Raw genomic sequence first — 17,468 nt, 5'->3', positions numbered from 1 at the left:
CGGCACGGAACAGAGCTGGTGGTGCGGCCCGGACGGATCGCTGCAGGAGCCGTGCTTCATCCCGCGCAGCGCCAATTCACCGGAAGGCGACGGCTATCTGGTCGCGCTGTTCGACAACCATGTCACCAATTATTCGGACCTGCTGCTGTTCGATGCGACCGATGTCGCCAAAGGCCCGATCTGCCGCGCCAAGCTGCCGATAAGGCTGCGCCAGGGCCTCCACGGCAACTGGGCAGGCGGCGAAAAGCTCGCCGCCTGATCGGGCGGAAGGGAAACGTCGAGTTCATCTCCCCCCACGGCCCGCTCTCCCCCAATAGAGCGGGCCGCTTTTTTACGAGGGAGCAATCCGGGGTCAGATGGCCGAGCTAAACCGGCGGGGGGAATGCTGGCGATAGGGATCGAACTGGGCGGCGATGCTGCGGGCATAGGGCAAGGCATGGGGTGCAAGCACGATCCGGCCATCGTCGAAGGCGCACAGACCCCGTTCCATGAACGGCCGCAGGCGCGGCAGCGCCTCGAGCATCAACCTGCCGCCGATTGCCGCCCGCCCCGCACATAAGAGGCCTTCGATCACGGAGCCGCGATAGCGGTCATCCGCCGTTCGCCGGATTCCGGCTGCCGAGGGCAAATGCCCTTGCGACAGGAGCATGCGATAGCGCCCGGCATTCTTCTCGTTCTGGACGATCAGATCGGGGAAGGAGCTGATCGCCGACGCGCCGAGACCGATCAGCACCGGGGCCTCGTCATCGGTGAAGCCCTGGAAATTGCGGCGGAGCCTGCCGGTCAGGGCGGCCTGCGCGAGCGGATCGCCCGGTAGCGCGAAATGGTCGAAGCCGACCGGCTCGTAACCCTTGTCGAGCAGGAAGCGATGTCCGAATTCGGCCATGGCGAAGCGCCGGTGCTGGTCAGGCAGGTCCGATGCATCGATCCGGCGCTGGCGCGGGACGAGGTGCGGGACATGGGCATAGCCGAACAGCGCGATGCGATTGGCGCCAAGCCGCGCGGCCTCGTCGAGCGCATGTTCGAGATCGCCGATCGTCTGCCCCGGCAGGCCATACATCAGGTCGAAATTGAGCGAAGCGACCCCTGCGCTGCGCAGGATCTCGACGCTGCGCTCGATCATCGCGGTCGGCTGGACCCGCCCGATCCGCTGCTGCAATTCGGGCGAGAAGGTCTGCACGCCGAGGCTGGCATAGCGCGCACCGACGGCCGACAGGACGGTGCCCCAGCAGGCGAACAGCGTGCGCGGATCGAGTTCGATCGAGATGTCGGGCCGGGCAAGTTCGAAATTGAGCGTCAGCGCATCGATCAAGCGTACGAAATCGGTCGGCGCGATCGCATTCGGGCTGCCGCCGCCGAAGGCGATGCGGGAGACTTGCGCGCCCTTGGGCAGCGCGGCCGCGACCAGCGCGATCTCGGCATGCAGGGCCTCGAGGTAGCTGGCGAGGCGTTGCTTGCGATTGGCGGCGCCGGTGTTGCAGCCGCAATACCAGCAGATCTGCTCGCAGAACGGAATGTGGAGATAGAGCGAAACCGGGCCCTCCGCGCCTTCGAGCGCCCGCGCATGGTCGCTCGCGCCGACTGAATCGGAAAATTCAGCCGCCGTCGGAAAGCTGGTGTAGCGCGGCACCGGCGTTTCAAGCAGTTCGGGAAAATGGGGCCACATGCCAACTTAGAAAGCAGCAATTGGCAGCCTCCGCATTGCGGTCCGTCAATAAATAGCAGCCTAATCTTCCTCGTCGTCGATCAGGATGCGGTTGGCCGCGCCGTCGAGATCCTCGAACTGGCCGCTGCGCATCGACCAGAAGAACGCACCCAATCCCAGCAGGCCGAGCCCCAGCGCCAGCGGGATCAGGATCAGCAACCCGTTCACTTTGCCGCCCTTGCCAGCCGGAGCGAATTGGCGACCACCACCAGCGAACTGAGCGACATCGCCAACGCAGCGATCATCGGCGTGACGAAACCGGCAATCGCCAGCGGTACGGCAAGCGTGTTGTAGCCGATCGCGAGCGCAAAGTTTTGCTTCACCACCCGCATGGTGCTGCGCGCCGTGTGGATCGCGCGCGGCAATGCCAGCAGGCTGTCCTGCACGAAGACCAGATCGGAGGCCTGCAACCCGACATCGCTCGCCGAGCCGGGAGCCATCGAGGAATCGGCCCTGGCCAGCGCCGGACCGTCATTGAGCCCGTCGCCGACCATCAGCACGCGATGGCCTCCGCCCTGCAACCTGGCGATTACCTCCTGCTTGGCCTGCGGCGAGATTCCGGCTTGCGCCTCAAGTCCGGTCTCCCGCGCCACGGCAGCGACCGATTCCGCGTTGTCGCCCGATACGATCTCGGGCGCGATCCGCATCTGCCCGAGCCGGGCAAGCGCGGCATTGGTATCGGGCCGAAGGCGATCGGAGAAAGGAATCAGCCAGGTCGGCGAGTCCTCGATTTCGAGCGCGACCGCGATTCCGCTTGCCGTTTCGGGCCGTCGCAATCCGACCCTGCGCCCATCCCAGAATGCAAAGACCCCCTCGCCCGGCCGCTCCTGGACCTGCTCGATCGAAGCCGGTCGTCGTTCCAACGCCGCCAGCGCATTGCCCAGTGCCTTCGAAACCGGATGGCGGCTGTGCGACGCGAGCGCAAGTGCGACCGAAGCGGCGTCCGCGGGCATCCGCTCCAGGACCTCTGGGTCGGGCACGGGCTTCCCGAGAGTCAACGTCCCTGTCTTGTCGAGCAATACCCGATCTACCTTCGCCAGGCGTTCGAGCGCGGATCCGTCCTTGACCATGATCCCGGCGCGCATCAGCGCCCCGCTGGCCACGACCTGCGCCACCGGCACCGCCAGGCCGAGCGCGCAGGGGCAGGTGATGATCAGCACCGACACCGCGATCACCAGCGACTGGTACCACCCCGCCCCGGCGATCATCCAGCCCGCGAAGGTCAGGGCCGCCAGCGAATGGACGGCAGGAGCATAGAGGCGCGCGGCGCGGTCGGCGAGCCGGACATATTTCGAACGGTCCTGCGCCGCCGCCTCCATCAGCCCGGCAATCTCGGCAAGAGTCGTATCGGCGCCTGTCGCAGTAACCCGGACATCGACCGGCGCGTCGAGATTGAGCGTTCCGGCCAGGACCTTGTCGCCGGTACCGGCGGACATCGGCGCGCTCTCTCCGGTGAGCAGGGCCTGGTCGAAGCGGCTGCTGCCGGAGATGATCTCGCCATCGGCCGCGAGCCGCTCGCCCGCGGCGACCCGCATCACCATGCCGGGCTCGAGCTGGTCCGATTTTCGCCAATCGAGCGATCCATCCGGGCCGATCGCCATTGCCCCCTGGGCCGCCTGGCTCAGCAGGGCATCGACTCCGGTCCGCGCCCGGTCGCGCATCATCGCATCGAGTGCGCGCCCCGCGAGCAGGAAGGCGAGCAGCATCAGCGCGCTGTCGAACCATGCCTCTTCGCCATTGGTCACCACTTCGTAGAAGCTGAGCAAGGTGGCGATAATCACGCCGAGCGAGATCGGCACGTCCATATTGGTCCGCCCGCGTTTCACCGCGCTCCAGGCCGAGCGGAAGAACGGCATCCCGCCATAGGCGATCGCGGGGATCCCGATTCCGGCCGAAATCCAGTGAAACAGGCTGCGCGTGGTCCCGTCCGCGCCCGACCACACGCTGACCGAGAGCAGCATCACATTCATCGCCGCAAAGGCCGATACCGCCAGCGGCGCGAGTAGCGGCTTTACCGCCGAATCCGATTTGGCGAAGACGCCCTTGCGCAGCTGGGCCTCGAACCCGACCCGGTCGAGTTCGGCCACCAGGTCGCGGGCCTTGAGGATATCCTCGTGCTCTATCGTGACCTGGCGAGCCGAGAGGTTGACGCGGGCAGAACGGATGCCGGGCCTGCCATTAAGGCCGCGTTCGATCCTGGCGATGCAACCGGCGCAGTGCATGCCGGGAACCGCCAGCACGGTCTGGCTGAGGTGCTTTGCCCGCTCCTGCGCCAGTTCGCTCACCGCAAATGTTCCTCCGCGCGCCACAGAATCCCACCATGCATCGCCTCCAGCCGCAAAATCCACCGCCCTTCGGGCAAGGCCTCACGCGAGCGGAAGCTGCCATCATCCTGAACACGAAATTCAAGCAGGAGATCGTCCGAACGGCCCAGCGGATGGCGCGCCGTGCCCTTGAGGGCAATCCCGGCCGGCGCACCGGCAAGCCCGACCGATAATCTTCCGTCATCTCGCCGCGAAACCCGCGGACTCCAGCCAAGGCTGCGCGCCTGCTCGGCCTGGGCAAGCCAACTGTTGAATTCCTGGCTGGCGACGTAGGAATTCTCGACCACCGCGCCCGAAAAATTCGAGCGCGCCAGCATCGCCATCGAGACGTTCACGGTGACGATAATGCCGAAGAACACCACCAGGATGCCTGTCGCGTGCCAGCCGGTGAAGCCTCCTTGTCCACGCCGCTGCGCCATCAATCCCCTCCCGGCCCATCAAAGCGAGTGGTCTCGCGATCGCTTTCGCTTGTCCCATCCTGCGCGGTGAGGACGAAAGCGAATTCCTGGTCGGTCGTTCCCCTTGGCGCCACTACATAGGCGCGCATGGTCTCGATCGAATCCGCGTCAACCTCGCGGGTGAGCGAACGAGCGGCGGCATCCCGCGGGATTTCCTCGGTCCACATTATGCCGCCGGGCAATCCGTCAAGCGAGACCGCCATCTCACGCGGCCGATTTTGCATGTTGCGCAGCTTGAGCGTGTAGGAATTGCGGACCGAACCATCGCTCATCAGCATGAACGGCGGATTTCGATCCGGGGCCACGGTAAGGTCGGTCCGGCTGCGATTGCCGAGCGCGAACAGCAGGGCGACGCCGATCGCGCTCCAGACCGCGAAGTAGGCGATGGTGCGCAAATGCAGGATCGATTTCCACACCGGACGCGGCGGTTCGCCCTCCGCCTCGCGTTTACAGTCCTCGAGAGTGGCGTAGTCGATCAACCCGCGCGGGCGGCCGATTTCGGCCATGACCTTGTCGCAGGCATCGATGCACAAAGCGCAGGTGATGCAGGCGATATCGGGACCCTTGCGAATGTCGTAACCGGTCGGACAGACATTGACGCATTGGTTGCAATCGATGCAGTCGCCAAATTTGCCCGGCTCCTTTTGTGCTTTCTTGAGGCTCCCGCGCGGCTCGCCCCGCCAGTCCTTGTAGGTGACGATCAGCGACTTCTCGTCGAGCATGGCCGTCTGAATGCGCGGCCACGGGCACATATAGATGCACACTTGCTCGCGGGCGAAGCCGCCCATCAGCACGGTTGTGAAAGTGAGAACCGCAACCGTGATGTAGGCGACAGGAGCCGCCTCCCCCGCCCAGAAATCTTGCACCAGTGTTGGCGCATCGGCGAAATACATGATCCACGCGCCACCGGTCCAGAATCCGATCACCAGGTAGATCGACCATTTGAAGGCGCGTTTCGCGATCTTCTTCGGGCCCCAGGGCGCGGCATCGAGCCGCATCCTTGCGTTGCGGTCGCCATCCACGAAGCGGTCGACATGCTGGAACAGGTCTGTCCAGACGGTTTGCGGGCAGGCATAGCCGCACCATGCCCGGCCGACCGCGCTGGTCACCAGGAACAGGCCGATCCCCGCCATGATCAGCAGTCCGGCAACGAAATAGAATTCGTGCGGCCAGATCTCGATGTCGAACATGTAGAAGCGCCGGTTCGCGAGATCGATCAGCACCGCCTGATCGGGCGCATAGGGGCCGCGATCCCAGCGTAGCCAGGGTGTGCCGTAATAGATTCCGAGTGTGACCAGCATCACCAGCCATTTGAAGCGGCGAAATGGCCCGTCGATCCGTTTGGGATGGACGAATTGGCGCTTCTCGTAGAGCTTCTGCGGTTCGGCGAGACCGTGGCCCTCGAGCCGGACCTTGCTGATGTCTATCCGGTCAGGGCTGTTCATCACCCTCTACCGCCGGGGTTTCGGCGACCTCCTCTATGAAGTCTTCGCCCCCTCCCAGCGAGTGCACATAGGCCGCCAGCATCTTGATGGTGACCGGATCCAGCCGGTCGCCCCAGGCCGGCATCACCCCGTTGCGCGGGTTGCTGATCATTTCAACGACAGTCGCCTTGTCATTTCCGTAAAGCGAGATCGCATCGGCCAGGTTGGGCGCCCCGAACTCGCGCAATCCGGTACCGTCCGGTCCGTGACAAATTGCGCAGTTCGTCTCGAACAGCGTCGCTCCTGCGGCATTCGCAGGCCCGTTCCCGGACAGCGACAGGACATGGTCGGCAACATCGTCGATCTGCGCGGCGGTCAGGATCCCGTCGCGGCCGAAGGCCGGCATAAGGCTGAAACGGGTCTCGTCGTCGCCCGGGTGGCGGATGCCGTGGAGCAAGGTGTATTCGATCTCGCTTATATTGCCGCCCCACAGCCAGTCATCGTCGTTGAGGTTCGGATAGCCAGGGCTCCCGGCGGCGCCCGAACCATGGCACTGGACGCAGTTGACCTTGAAGGCCGCACTGCCTCCGGCAATGGCCCGCTGCATCAGTTCATCGTTCCCCGCGATCTTTTCCACCGGTGTGATCGACAATGCCGAGACGGTTTCCGCCCGGCCGGCGCTCTGCCGCTCGAGTTCTTCGGCCAGCGCGCCACGGCTGGTCCAGCCAAGCACGCCTTCGGTTCCCTGCTCGATCAACGGCAAGGCCGGATAGGCGATCACATAGCCGATCGCCCAGAGGATCGTGGCATAAAAGGTCAGCACCCACCAGCGCGGCATCGGGGTATCGAGTTCCTCGATCCCGTCCCATTCATGGCCGACGGTTTCAGTGCCGGTGGCTTCGTCGATGTGCTTGTTTTCAGCCATCGCTTTCTTCCTTGAAAATGGCTTCGGCGGCGTCCTGGTTGCGCTTCTTCGCACCCGGTCTGAATGGCCATGCGCTCAGCACGAGGAATATGATCACCATTGCCAGCAGGCCCCAGCTATCGGCGATCTGGCGCAGGGTCTCGTAGATCGAATGATCGCTCATCGGCCGGTCTCCGAGGCAAGCACTTCCTGTGCGGCCGCGCTGTTCACATCGACCAGCGTGCCGAGCATCTGGAGATAGGCGACCAGCGCATCCATTTCGGTCAGGCGACCGGGATTCCCGTCGAAATCGCGGATCTGCACCTTGGGATATCGCTCCGCGAGATCGCCCGGATCGGCATCGGGATCGGCCTGGGCGAGAAGGTCTGCCTGTGCCCGTTCGATATCGGTCTCGCTGTAAGGCACGCCCACCAGCGCCAGCGAAGACAGGCGCGCCGCAGGATCGCCGATTTCGAGATCGGTTTCGGCAAGGAAGCGATAAGTCGGCATCACGCTTTCAGGCACGACCGCGCGCGGATCGATCAGATGCTGAACATGCCATTCGTCGGAATAGCGTCCTCCGACCCTTGCAAGGTCCGGGCCCGTCCGTTTCGAACCCCATTGGAAGGGATGGTCATACATGCTCTCTGCGGCCAGGCTGTAATGGCCATAGCGTTCGACCTCGTCGCGGAACGGGCGGATCATCTGGCTGTGGCAGACATGGCACCCTTCGCGGACATAGATGTCGCGCCCGGCCTGTTCGAGCGGGGTATAGGGCCGCATGCCGTCGACCTTCTCGATCGTGTTGTCGATCCAGAACAGCGGCGCGATCTCCACGATCCCGCCGACGATCACCGCGATGAATGCGAACACGCCAAGCAGGGTGACGTTGCGTTCGAGCTTCTTGTGCTGCTGCGTAAGGCTTGCCATCGTTCCTGCTCCTTACTCGGCCGGGACCGCGACGGCAGGCCGGTCGCGGGCTTCGTCATATGCGGGAGTATACATCGGCGTTTCCTGACGCTTGTGGCCCAGGATCGTGCGCCAGACATTCACCACCAACAGGACTGCGCCGGCAAGGTAGAGCAGGCCGCCCAGGGCGCGCAGCAGATACATGTTGAACAGGGCCGCGGTGGTATCGACGAAGCTGTTCACCAGGTAGCCGGTCGCAGGATCGTATTCCGCCCACATCAGCCCCTGGGTGATCCCGGCCACCCACATCGAACCAGCGTAGAACACGATACCGGCGGTCGCGAGCCAGAAATGCCAGTTGACCATGCGCAGGCTGTAAAGACGGTCCCTTCCCCACAGTCGCGGGACCAGGAAATAGATCACCGCGAAAGTGATCATCCCGTTCCAGCCAAGTGCGCCCGAATGGACATGGCCAATCGTCCAGTCTGTGTAATGCGAGAGGGAGTTGACCCATTTGATCGACATCATCGGGCCTTCGAAGGTGCTCATCCCGTAGAACGCGAGGCTGATCACGAACATCCGGATGATCGGATCGGTGCGAACCTTGTCCCATGCGCCGTTAAGCGTCATCAACCCGTTGATCATGCCGCCCCAGCTGGGCATCCACAGCATGACCGAAAACACCATGCCGAGCGTCTGCGCCCAGTCGGGCAGCGCGGTATAATGAAGGTGATGCGGCCCGGCCCAGATATAGAGGAAGATCAGCGACCAGAAATGCACGATCGAAAGGCGATAGGAATAGATCGGCCGCTCGGCTTGCTTGGGTACGAAGTAATACATCATCGCCAGGAACCCGGCGGTAAGGAAGAAGCCGACCGCGTTGTGTCCGTACCACCATTGCACCAGCGCGCCCTGCACCCCGCCGAAGAAGGGATAGGACTTCGACCCGAGCAAACTCACCGGCACATCAAAATTGTTCACCAAGTGCAGCATGGCCACGGTGATGATGAAGCTCAGGTAGAACCAGTTCGCGACATAGATATGCGGCTCCTTGCGCTTCACGATCGTGCCGACGAACACCGCGAGATAGGCGACCCACACGATCGTCAGCCACCAGTCGACATACCATTCGGGTTCGGCATATTCCTTCGATTGGGTGATCCCGAGCAGGTAGCCGGTCGCCGCCAGCACGATGAACAGCTGGTAACCCCAGAAGACGAAGCGGGCGAGGCCGGGAAAGGCCAGCCGCGCGCGGCAGGTCCGCTGGACTACATAGAAGGACGAGGCGATCAGCGCATTGCCGCCAAATGCAAAGATCACGGCAGAAGTATGCAATGGCCGGGCCCGGCCGAAATTGAACCAAGGTTCGAAATTGAGCTGCGGAAAGGCCAACTGCAGCGCGACGAGCAGGCCGGCGGAAAGGCCGGCCATGCCCCAGAAGATCGTCGCGATCACGCCCCAGCGGATCGGGTCGTCGTCATATTTCCCCTGGTCGGGCGTTCTCAGGATGCCCTTGGCGATCGCGCCGTAATCCGCGGTCGTGAGGCTGGCCCACAGCGCGATCAGGGCGGCGATGGCGACAATCGTCATATGCGCGGCGAAACCCGCATCCTTGGCCGCGGCAACCGCGACGATGGCCAGGAACAGGATCACCAGCCAGATGCCTGCGCGCGATACGACTCTTTCCATGGGTTTGGTCCCTCCAGGTCCTGGGGCGCCATTGCGCCTGCCGACTCGGTGCAACATTGATCGCTATCAAATGGGATTGTCTCAACCCCTCATTTTTTTCGCAACTGCACAAATTGCGCCGGGTCAATGTTCGATGGCCCCGGTGATGGGATTGCCCAGCGGGCGTCGCAACACCCTGAGCTGCGCGGTGCGGCTACTGCGATGCGTATGGGAAGTTTGATATGCGAATGATGATTTCTGCGGCTGCCCTCTCGGTCGCGCTCGCCTTTGCCGGCCCGGCGCAGGCCGAGGACATGCAAGGCAAGGTCCAGGTCAAATTGATGGGAACCGCCCTGCTGGTTGATGGCGAGCTAAAGGCCGTCAACACCGACCTGATCGGGGTGCCCGCCGGCACCCAGACCGAGGGCAACGACAATTACGTACCGACGCTGGCGATCGAATATTTCCTCTCGAACAGCCTTTCGATCGAGACGATCTGCTGCGTCACCCAGCACGATGTCGATACCAGCGCCGGTCCGCTGACCGGGGCTGAGCTGGTGGCCGACGCAACGATCATCCCGGCGACCTTCACGCTCAAATACCATTTCGGCGATCATTCGACCGTGACGCCCTATGTCGGCGTCGGGCCGACCTATTTCTGGGTGATCGACGACAAGCCGGGAGCCGGGTCGATCGGGCTGGGCGCAACCGGCTTCGACCTCGACGACGCATTCGGCGTGGCCCTGCAGGCGGGCGTGGACGTCCCGCTCGGTGCCGGCGGGGCGATCCTGGCGCTCGACGCGAAGAAACATTTCGTGAGCGCCGACGCGCATTGGTATGCGGGCAGCGTCGAGGTCCTCGCAACCGAGCACAAGCTCGATCCGTGGGTCCTCAGCGCGGGTGTCGGAATGGCCTTCTAGTCAGCCGGCGCGGGCTTCGAGCGCCTCGCGATCGAGGATCGTGACCGCCCGGCGCGAAGGCAGGTCGACCACGCCGTCCTTCTTGAGCCGGGTGAACTGGCGGCTGACGGTTTCGATCGTCAACCCCAGCACGTCAGCCACCTGCTGCCGCGAAAACGGCAGTTCGAAGCTCCGCAGGCGAGGTACTCCCTCCCCTTCGCAGCCTGGATCGATCAACCGTTCGGACATTTCGAGCAGGAAGGTTGCCAGCCGCTCCTCGGCATTCTTGCGGCCCAGGAGCAGCATCCAGTTGCGCGTGCGGTCGAGCTCGGTCAGGGTGCGCTTGAGCAGCTTGTGTTCGAGCTTGGGGTGCTGGCTGGCAAAATTGTCGAAATCGGAGCGCGAAAAGACGCAGACATTGGCGTCGGTCAGCGCGATCACGCTGTGCCTGGTCTTGGCGCCGAAGGGACGCCCGATAAAGTCCGACGGATAGACCACGCCGACGGTCTGCTCACGACCGTCCTCGGTCCCGATCGAGAGCTTGAGCACGCCTTCGATGACATTGGCGACCAGCAGCGATTCATCGCCTTCCCAGATCAGCGACTCGCCCGCGGCAAGCTTGCGGCGGCGGCCAATGGCGTTCAACGCCTGGATCTCCGAAGCGTCCAAAGCCGCGCAGATCGCCCGGTTCCGGACAAGGCAAGTGTCGCAATAGCTCATAATCTGCGCATATCAGCGGCAATGACCTGTCACAACAAGACTTGTCGTGACAAAGATCGCCCCGTCTCTCCCTATCTATCCGCCCGGCAAGGCGAACCGCGGTGAATCGCCGCGCTTTGACCCCGCGCAAGGTTTGTAAGCATCGCTTACAATATTTTACAATGACAATCCGAATGAGGAGTCGCATCGAGTGCCTCCAAGGGGAGAATGACCATGGCCCAGATCGTTGGCGGATTTGCCGTTTCGCACACCCCGACAATCGCCTTTGCGCAGGATGCGGGAAAACAGGACGATCCGGTATGGAAGCCCATTTTCGAGGGCTTCGAGCCGGTCAAGCAATGGCTCGCCGATACGCGGCCGGACGTGATCGTCTATGTCTACAACGATCACATGACCTCGTTCTGGATGCGGCATTATTCGCATTTCGCGATCGGCATCGGCGAAGAATATGCGGCGGCCGACGAAGGCGGCGGCCCGCGCAGGATTCCGCCGATCAAGGGCGATCCGCAACTGGCCGAACATATCGCCTTCGGGATGGTCGCCGACGAATTCGACCTCTCCTACTGGCAGGGCATGGGGCTCGACCACGGGGCGTTCAGCCCGCTTTCGGTGCTGCTGCCGCACAGCGACCAGGAAGGCTGGCCGTGCCGGATTGTGCCGCTGCAATGCGGTGTGCTCGAACTGCCGATCCCCAAGGCCAAGCGCTTCTGGGATTTCGGCCGCTCGCTCCGGCGCGCGATCCAGAACTATCCCGCCGACATCAAGGTCGCGATCGCAGGGACCGGTGGGTTGTCGCACCAGGTCCATGGCGAGCGCTGCGGCTTCAACAATGTCGATTGGGACCATGAATTCATGGACCGGCTGGCAAACGATCCCGAGAGCCTGATTCATATACCGATCGGCGAACTGGTCAGGCTCGGCGGAATGGAAGGCGCCGAGATCGTGATGTGGCTGCTGATGCGCGGCGCGCTGGCACCCAGGGTCAACGAACTCCATCGCAGCTTCTTCCTGCCCTCGATGACGTCGATCGCCTCGATGGTGTTCGAAGATGTGGAGGAGGACCCTTCGCCCGAGAGCAAGGAGGAATACGCCAAGCGCATCTATTGGGACGTCGAACCGGCGCTGGGGCTCGAAGGCACCTATCCCTTCACCATCACCCGCAGCGCCAAGGCCTGGCGGATCAACAATTTCCTCCACACGATCGTCGAACCGGGTTTCCGCGAGCGATTCAAACGGGATTTCGAGGGACTGGCCGACGAGTACCGACTGACCGAGGAGGAAAAGCGCCTGATCCGCACGCAGGACTGGATCGGGATGATCCGCTACGGGGTGATCTTCTTCAACCTCGAAAAGCTCGCGCCGGTCGTGGGCCTCGGCAATATCGACGTCTATGCGGCAATGAAGGGCATGACCGTCCCCGAGTTCCAGCAGACCCGCAACGCCGCGATCAATTACGATGTCGCGGGCGCGGACGCCTGAATTCCGGGGAGCGAACCGGGCCGGGCCTCGTCCGCCATTTCCCAAGTTGAAAGCCGTGTCCCGAGCGGGCATAGGCGCAGCCCATGCATGATCTACGCTTCATTCGCGACAATCCGCAGGAATTCGACGCCGCCCTGAACAAGCGCGGGGTCGAGCCGCAAGCGCAGGCAATTGTTGAACTCGACGCCCGGCGGCGCGACGTCTCGACCCGCATGCAGGAGGCCCAGAACCGCCGCAACGAAGCCTCCAAGGCGATCGGCCAGGCGATGGGCCAGGGCGATACTGCCAAAGCCGAAGCGCTCAAGGCCGAAGTCGCCGAAATCAAGGACGTGCTGCCCGCGCTCGAAGAGGAAGAGCGCCAGCTATCGGGCGAGCTCAACGACCTGTTGGCTTCGATCCCCAACCTGCCGGCCGACGATGTCCCCGAGGGCGCGGACGAACACGGCAATGTCGAGCAGAAGGTCTGGGGCCAGAAGCGCAATTTCATTTTCGAACCCAAGGAGCACGCCGACCTTGGCCCGCCGCTGGGGCTCGATTTCGAGACCGCGGCGAAGATTTCTGGCGCGCGCTTCGCGTTCCTCAAGGGCGGGATGGCGCGGCTCGAACGCGCGCTCGGCCAGTTCATGCTCGATCTCCAGACCCGGCAGAACGGCTATCTCGAATGCGCCCCGCCGCTCTTGGTGCGCGACGAGGCCCTGTTCGGCACCGGGCAACTACCGAAATTTGAGGATGACCAGTTCGCAACCTACCTCAAGCCTGACGTCGCCGAATATATCAGACGAGGAGAATTCTTTGTCGTGTCCCAGTATTTTGGGACAAGTGAAGATGGGCGACAGACTGCGGAAAAGGTTATTGCCGATATCTTGGACCGCGTTCCGCAAGCTAACGAACGCCGTTGGCTAATCCCCACCGCCGAGGTCAGCCTGACCAATGCAGTGCGCGAGGCCATCTGGGACCCGTCCGAATTCCCGATGCGGCTGACCGCGCTCACCCCCTGCTTCCGCAGCGAGGCCGGTGCGGCGGGCAAGGATACGCGCGGGTTCATCCGCCAGCACCAGTTCGACAAGGTCGAGCTAGTTTCGATCTGCCTCCCCGAACAGGCGGCGGACGAGCACGAATATATGCTGCGCTCGGCGGAAATGGTGCTCGAAGCGCTCGACCTGCCATATCGCCGGATGCTGCTCTGCGCGGGCGACATGGGCTTCGGAGCGCGGAAGACCTACGATCTCGAAGTGTGGCTGCCGGGGCAGGACGCCTGGCGCGAGATCAGCTCGGTCAGCTGGTGCGGCGATTTCCAGGCGCGGCGGATGAATGCCCGCTACCGTCCCGAGGGCGAGAAAGGCACTGCCTTCCTCCACACGCTCAATGGCTCGGGGCTGGCGGTCGGGCGGGCGCTGGTCGCGGTGCTCGAGAATTTCCAGCAGGAGGATGGCTCGGTCGATGTTCCCACCGTGCTGCATCCCTACATGGGCGGCGTGACGCGGCTGGAGCCTGCGTCGTGACCCTTCGCGGCACCGCTCTCTCCTCCCCCTTGAGGGGGAGGCAGGGTGGGGGTGTACTGCCGCTGGCGTTGACGCTCGGCCTTGTGGCCTCGCTCCCCCACCCCCATCCCCTCCCCACCGGGGAGGGGTGACCGGGTGAGAATCCTCCTCACCAATGACGATGGCGTCCACGCTCCGGGAATGGAGGTGCTGGAGACGATCGCGCGCCAGCTGTCCGACGACATCTGGATCTGTGCCCCGGCCGAAGAGGCATCGGGCGCGGGCCATTCGCTGACCCTCAACCAGCCGGTCCGGTTGCGCGAACTGGGCGAGCGGCGCTTTTGCGTGTCGGGCACGCCGACCGATGCGGTGACGCTGGGATTGCGCAAGGTCCTTCCGGGCAGGCCCGACCTGATCCTCTCGGGCGTCAATCGCGGCGAGAATCTGGGCGACGACGTGACCTATTCGGGCACCGTTTCGGCTGCGATCGAAGGCGCGCTGGCGGGTATCCGTTCGATCGCGCTGAGCCAGCAGATGCTGGGCGAAGGGCACGGCTTTTCGGCGGCGCAGGCCTGGGGCGCGAAAGTCGTGGCGCCGTTGCTCGATTTCCGGTTCGCCGAGCGCACGCTCATCAACATCAACTTCCCCTCGCTCCCGGCGGACGGGGTCAAGGGGATCAAGGTCGTCCGCCAGGGCTTTCACGATTATGGCCGCGGCACGGTTGTCGAAGGCCGCGATCCGCGCGGACGGCCCTATTTCTGGTTCGGCCTCGACGACATCGAACATACGCCGGGCCACGAGACCGACCTCGAAGCGGTCGCCGACGGGTTCATCGCGGTCACACCGCTGCAGCTCGACCTGACTCACTATTCCTCGCTGGGAATGCTATCGGAACGGTTCCTATAGGTGAGAATCCAGGACTCATGAGGGAAGGATGAGCCAAAAGGGCAAGCTCCGCTTGCGTCGCTTCCGGCCGCTCAGGCGAGCGGTCAATGTGCCGGTCTGGGCCGATGCGGGACTTCGCCTGGGCGCGGCCTTGGGGCTCGTCTTCATCGTCGTGCTGATCCACTATTTCGACCGCGACGGGCTGATCGACCACCATGATGGCCATGTCAGCTTCCTCGACGTGGTCTATTTCACCATGATCTCGATCACCACCACCGGCTTCGGCGACATCGCACCGATCAGCGACCGCTCGCGGCTGGTGGAAGCAGCGATCGTTACTCCGATCAGGGTGGCGGTGATCTTCATCTTTGTCGGCACCGCCTATAACTTCCTCATCAAGCACAGCTGGGAGAAATACCGCATGTCCCGCATCCAGGAGCAGCTGTCCGACCACATCGTGGTGCTCGGCTTCGGCGTGAGCGGTTCGGAAGCCGTGAACGAACTGATCGAACGCGGCACCGATCCCCACAAGATCGTGGTCATGGACGGCAGGCCGGACCGGCTCGAACTTGCCGAAGAGCTGGGCTGCAACGTGATCGAGGCCGACGCCTCACGCGACGAGAGCCTGATGGCGGTGCGGATCGCCGAGGCGCAATCGGTGCTGGTGTCGGCCGGACGCGACGACACTTCAATCCTGATCGTGCTGACCGTGCGCCACCTCGCGCCCAATGTCCCGATCAGCGTGGTGGTGCGCGCCGCCGACAACGAACTGCTCGCCCGCCAAGCCGGGGCCGACAACGTCATCAACCCGGTCCGTTTCACCGGGCTGCTGCTGGCCGGTTCGGCGCAAGGCAGCCACCTAGCCGATTACATGGTCGACCTCGCCTCGGTCTCGGGCCGGGTGCAACTGGTCGAGCGCCCGGTCGCGCCGGAGGAAGTGGGCAAGTCGCTCAGCCACCTCGCCAGCGGCGGCAATGGCCTGAGGATCTATCGCGACGGCAACGCCTATGGCTTCTGGGAGAAACAGGCCCGCAAGCTCAGGGCCGGCGATATCGTGGTCGAAATCCTCCCCACCGCGAGCAGCGAAAACGGGACGGAAAATCCCGTCAGCTGAGCACCACGAACACCCCGCCCATCGCCGCCATCCCGACGATGAAATAGCCGGCGTCGATCGCGAACAGCTTGCCCGGGCGCATCTGGAACAGGTAATTGATGCCGATCGCCGGGGCCATGATCGCCGCGCCGAAGCCCAGCGCCATCATCATGATGACATGCGGCGACGGGGCGGTCCGCGCGAGCAAATGGCCGAACATCACCGCGATCAGCAGTTCGAACAGGAAACACAGCAGCATGATCAGCCAGGTCGGGTTCTGCCCTTCGCGCGGCCCGGCCTTCATCATCTCATCGGTAATGCCGTTCATCTCGCGCCAGGGCTTGCCGAACAACGGACCATACCAGACCGCGCCGATCACGAAGAACGCCAGCGCCCCAAGGAACGCCGCCAGCAGGTTTACCTCGCCCATTTGTGCTACTCCCCCTTCGCCACGCCCATGATCGGGCGTGACTCCGCATCGCAGGATAGCTAGAGGCGCGCGCCATGGCCACCATCATCAAACACGCCCCCAAGGTCGGGATGGTCTCGCTCGGCTGCCCCAAGGCGCTGGTCGATAGCGAGCGCATCCTCACCCGCCTCAGGGCCGACGGCTATGCGATGAGCCCCGACTACGCCGGGGCCGACGTGGTGCTGGTCAACACCTGCGGGTTTCTCGATTCCGCCAAGGAGGAGAGCCTCGCCGCGATCGGCGAAGCGATCGCCGAGAACGGGCGGGTGATCGTGACCGGCTGCATGGGCAGCGAGGCCGAGACGATCCGCGCGCGCTTCCCGCAAGTGCTCGCGATCACCGGCGCGCAGCAATACGAGGCGGTGGTCGAGGCGGTCCACGAGGCCTCCCCGCCGGGCCAGGGGCCGTTCGTGGATCTCATTCCTCAACCGGACGTGAAACTGACCCCGCGCCATTACAGCTACCTCAAGATTTCCGAGGGCTGCAATCATTCCTGCGCCTTCTGCATCATCCCGCAATTGCGCGGCAAGCTCGCCAGCCGGCGGGTCGACGCGGTGCTGCGCGAGGCCGAGAAGCTGGTCGCCGCCGGGACGAAGGAGCTCCTCGTCATCAGCCAGGACACCTCGGCCTATGGCGTCGACATCCGCCACGAGAGCCGCGACTGGCACGGACAACCAGTCCGCGCCCATTTGACCGACCTTGCCCGCGAACTCGGCCGCCTCAAGACGCCGGAGGGCGAGCAGCCGTGGGTCCGCCTCCACTATGTCTACCCCTACCCGCATGTCGACGCGGTGATCCCGCTGATGGCCGAGGGCCTCATCACCCCCTATCTCGACATTCCCTTCCAGCACGCCAGCCCCAAGGTGCTCAAGGCGATGAAGCGCCCGGCGAACGAAGCGAAAGTGCTCGAACGGGTGCGGGCGTGGCGCGCGCTCGTGCCCGATCTCACGATCCGCTCGAGCTTCGTGGTCGGCTTCCCCGGAGAGACCGAGGAGGATTTCCGCTACCTCCTCGACTGGCTCGACGAGGCCCAGCTCGACCGGGTCGGCG

The 17,468-nt window shown here is 63.9% G+C and carries 18 protein-coding genes; 7 read left to right on the top strand and 11 right to left on the bottom strand.

From position 1 onward, the window contains the following. Window positions 1–259 (top strand): carotenoid oxygenase family protein (locus AC16XC_RS05855; protein ID WP_484033710.1); only part of this gene is annotated, 259 nt, incomplete at its 5' end. Between the two features lie 93 nt (window positions 260–352). On the opposite strand, the gene hemN is transcribed toward AC16XC_RS05855, so the two are convergent. The 9 genes from hemN to ccoN are packed head-to-tail and all read right to left on the bottom strand — an operon-like array spanning window position 353 to window position 9,413. Next, complete coding sequence (gene hemN, locus AC16XC_RS05850) at window positions 353–1,666, bottom strand: oxygen-independent coproporphyrinogen III oxidase (RefSeq protein WP_484033709.1); 1,314 nt, start codon at window positions 1,664–1,666, stop codon at window positions 353–355. A 60-nt stretch (window positions 1,667–1,726) separates the two neighbouring features. After that, window positions 1,727–1,873: a cbb3-type cytochrome oxidase assembly protein CcoS gene (ccoS, locus tag AC16XC_RS05845; RefSeq protein ID WP_484033708.1), complete on the bottom strand. Its 147-nt coding sequence runs from the start codon at window positions 1,871–1,873 to the stop codon at window positions 1,727–1,729. Further along, window positions 1,870–3,990, bottom strand: a complete 2,121-nt coding sequence (locus tag AC16XC_RS05840) for a heavy metal translocating P-type ATPase (protein WP_484033707.1) — start codon at window positions 3,988–3,990, stop codon at window positions 1,870–1,872. The genes ccoS and AC16XC_RS05840 overlap by 4 nt, the downstream gene beginning before the upstream one ends. Continuing rightward, window positions 3,987–4,448, bottom strand: a complete 462-nt coding sequence (locus AC16XC_RS05835) for a FixH family protein (RefSeq protein WP_484033706.1) — start codon at window positions 4,446–4,448, stop codon at window positions 3,987–3,989. Before AC16XC_RS05835 ends, AC16XC_RS05840 begins: the two co-directional genes overlap by 4 nt. After that, window positions 4,448–5,932: a cytochrome c oxidase accessory protein CcoG gene (ccoG, locus tag AC16XC_RS05830; protein WP_484033705.1), complete on the bottom strand. Its 1,485-nt coding sequence runs from the start codon at window positions 5,930–5,932 to the stop codon at window positions 4,448–4,450. Before ccoG ends, AC16XC_RS05835 begins: the two co-directional genes overlap by 1 nt. Next, a complete protein-coding gene (ccoP, locus tag AC16XC_RS05825) occupies window positions 5,919–6,836 on the bottom strand; it encodes a cytochrome-c oxidase, cbb3-type subunit III (RefSeq protein WP_484033704.1) in 918 nt (305 codons plus the stop codon). Before ccoP ends, ccoG begins: the two co-directional genes overlap by 14 nt. Beyond that, window positions 6,829–6,999, bottom strand: coding sequence for a cbb3-type cytochrome c oxidase subunit 3 (locus AC16XC_RS05820; protein WP_484033703.1), 171 nt, complete (start codon window positions 6,997–6,999; stop codon window positions 6,829–6,831). Before AC16XC_RS05820 ends, ccoP begins: the two co-directional genes overlap by 8 nt. Further along, window positions 6,996–7,745 (bottom strand): cytochrome-c oxidase, cbb3-type subunit II, encoded by a 750-nt coding sequence (ccoO, locus tag AC16XC_RS05815; RefSeq protein ID WP_484033702.1) that lies wholly within the window; start codon window positions 7,743–7,745, stop codon window positions 6,996–6,998. The genes AC16XC_RS05820 and ccoO overlap by 4 nt, the downstream gene beginning before the upstream one ends. 12 nt (window positions 7,746–7,757) lie before the next feature. Then, complete coding sequence (gene ccoN, locus AC16XC_RS05810) at window positions 7,758–9,413, bottom strand: cytochrome-c oxidase, cbb3-type subunit I (protein WP_484033701.1); 1,656 nt, start codon at window positions 9,411–9,413, stop codon at window positions 7,758–7,760. Between the two features lie 227 nt (window positions 9,414–9,640). Between ccoN and AC16XC_RS05805 the strand changes: the two genes are divergently transcribed. Beyond that, window positions 9,641–10,312 carry an OmpW/AlkL family protein gene (locus tag AC16XC_RS05805; RefSeq protein ID WP_484033700.1) on the top strand — a complete coding sequence of 224 codons (672 nt, stop codon included), beginning with the start codon at window positions 9,641–9,643 and terminating at the stop codon, window positions 10,310–10,312. Here the strand turns inward: AC16XC_RS05805 and AC16XC_RS05800 are convergent, their stop codons facing one another. Beyond that, on the bottom strand, window positions 10,313–11,011 hold the full coding sequence (locus tag AC16XC_RS05800; protein ID WP_484033699.1) for a Crp/Fnr family transcriptional regulator: 699 nt from the start codon (window positions 11,009–11,011) through the stop codon (window positions 10,313–10,315). It abuts the gene before it with no gap. A 213-nt stretch (window positions 11,012–11,224) separates the two neighbouring features. On the opposite strand from AC16XC_RS05800, the gene AC16XC_RS05795 reads away from it, so the two are divergent. The 4 genes from AC16XC_RS05795 to AC16XC_RS05780 all read left to right on the top strand — a co-directional run bounded on the left by AC16XC_RS05795 (window position 11,225) and on the right by AC16XC_RS05780 (window position 15,970). Next, window positions 11,225–12,490 (top strand): gallate dioxygenase, encoded by a 1,266-nt coding sequence (locus AC16XC_RS05795; RefSeq protein ID WP_484033698.1) that lies wholly within the window; start codon window positions 11,225–11,227, stop codon window positions 12,488–12,490. Between the two features lie 83 nt (window positions 12,491–12,573). Further along, window positions 12,574–13,992 (top strand): serine--tRNA ligase, encoded by a 1,419-nt coding sequence (gene serS / locus AC16XC_RS05790; protein ID WP_484033697.1) that lies wholly within the window; start codon window positions 12,574–12,576, stop codon window positions 13,990–13,992. A gap of 135 nt (window positions 13,993–14,127) precedes the next feature. Next, window positions 14,128–14,877 carry a 5'/3'-nucleotidase SurE gene (gene surE, locus AC16XC_RS05785; RefSeq protein WP_484033696.1) on the top strand — a complete coding sequence of 250 codons (750 nt, stop codon included), beginning with the start codon at window positions 14,128–14,130 and terminating at the stop codon, window positions 14,875–14,877. A 28-nt stretch (window positions 14,878–14,905) separates the two neighbouring features. Further along, window positions 14,906–15,970: a potassium channel family protein gene (locus AC16XC_RS05780; RefSeq protein WP_484033695.1), complete on the top strand. Its 1,065-nt coding sequence runs from the start codon at window positions 14,906–14,908 to the stop codon at window positions 15,968–15,970. Here AC16XC_RS05780 and AC16XC_RS05775 read toward each other — a convergent pair. Continuing rightward, entirely contained in the window at window positions 15,963–16,379 is a 417-nt protein-coding gene (locus AC16XC_RS05775) for a DUF1761 domain-containing protein (RefSeq protein ID WP_484033694.1), read from the bottom strand. The genes AC16XC_RS05780 and AC16XC_RS05775 overlap by 8 nt on opposite strands. Window positions 16,380–16,453: 74 nt before the next feature. On the opposite strand from AC16XC_RS05775, the gene rimO reads away from it, so the two are divergent. Next, a partial coding sequence (rimO, locus tag AC16XC_RS05770; RefSeq protein WP_484033693.1) for a 30S ribosomal protein S12 methylthiotransferase RimO occupies window positions 16,454–17,468 on the top strand: 1,015 nt, incomplete at its 3' end.

It is taken from the genome of Candidatus Andeanibacterium sp. (genome assembly GCF_057143545.1).
Note: the sequence above shows the minus strand (reverse complement) of the source record. Positions and strands in the feature narration are given on the sequence as shown.

What these genes read in the sequence shown, in the direction of transcription:
- hemN (WP_484033709.1), bottom strand. Translation starts at nt 1,666, where the DNA reads ATGTGGCCCCATTTTCCCGAACTGCTTGAAACGCCGGTGCCGCGCTAC.
- AC16XC_RS05800 (WP_484033699.1), bottom strand. Translation starts at nt 11,011, where the DNA reads ATGAGCTATTGCGACACTTGCCTTGTCCGGAACCGGGCGATCTGCGCG.
- ccoN (WP_484033701.1), bottom strand. Translation starts at nt 9,413, where the DNA reads ATGGAAAGAGTCGTATCGCGCGCAGGCATCTGGCTGGTGATCCTGTTC.
- AC16XC_RS05820 (WP_484033703.1), bottom strand. Translation starts at nt 6,999, where the DNA reads ATGAGCGATCATTCGATCTACGAGACCCTGCGCCAGATCGCCGATAGC.
- AC16XC_RS05835 (WP_484033706.1), bottom strand. Translation starts at nt 4,448, where the DNA reads ATGGCGCAGCGGCGTGGACAAGGAGGCTTCACCGGCTGGCACGCGACA.
- ccoO (WP_484033702.1), bottom strand. Translation starts at nt 7,745, where the DNA reads ATGGCAAGCCTTACGCAGCAGCACAAGAAGCTCGAACGCAACGTCACC.
- AC16XC_RS05795 (WP_484033698.1), top strand. Translation starts at nt 11,225, where the DNA reads ATGGCCCAGATCGTTGGCGGATTTGCCGTTTCGCACACCCCGACAATC.
- ccoG (WP_484033705.1), bottom strand. Translation starts at nt 5,932, where the DNA reads ATGAACAGCCCTGACCGGATAGACATCAGCAAGGTCCGGCTCGAGGGC.
- serS (WP_484033697.1), top strand. Translation starts at nt 12,574, where the DNA reads ATGCATGATCTACGCTTCATTCGCGACAATCCGCAGGAATTCGACGCC.
- AC16XC_RS05775 (WP_484033694.1), bottom strand. Translation starts at nt 16,379, where the DNA reads ATGGGCGAGGTAAACCTGCTGGCGGCGTTCCTTGGGGCGCTGGCGTTC.
- AC16XC_RS05780 (WP_484033695.1), top strand. Translation starts at nt 14,906, where the DNA reads ATGAGCCAAAAGGGCAAGCTCCGCTTGCGTCGCTTCCGGCCGCTCAGG.
- ccoP (WP_484033704.1), bottom strand. Translation starts at nt 6,836, where the DNA reads ATGGCTGAAAACAAGCACATCGACGAAGCCACCGGCACTGAAACCGTC.
- AC16XC_RS05805 (WP_484033700.1), top strand. Translation starts at nt 9,641, where the DNA reads ATGATGATTTCTGCGGCTGCCCTCTCGGTCGCGCTCGCCTTTGCCGGC.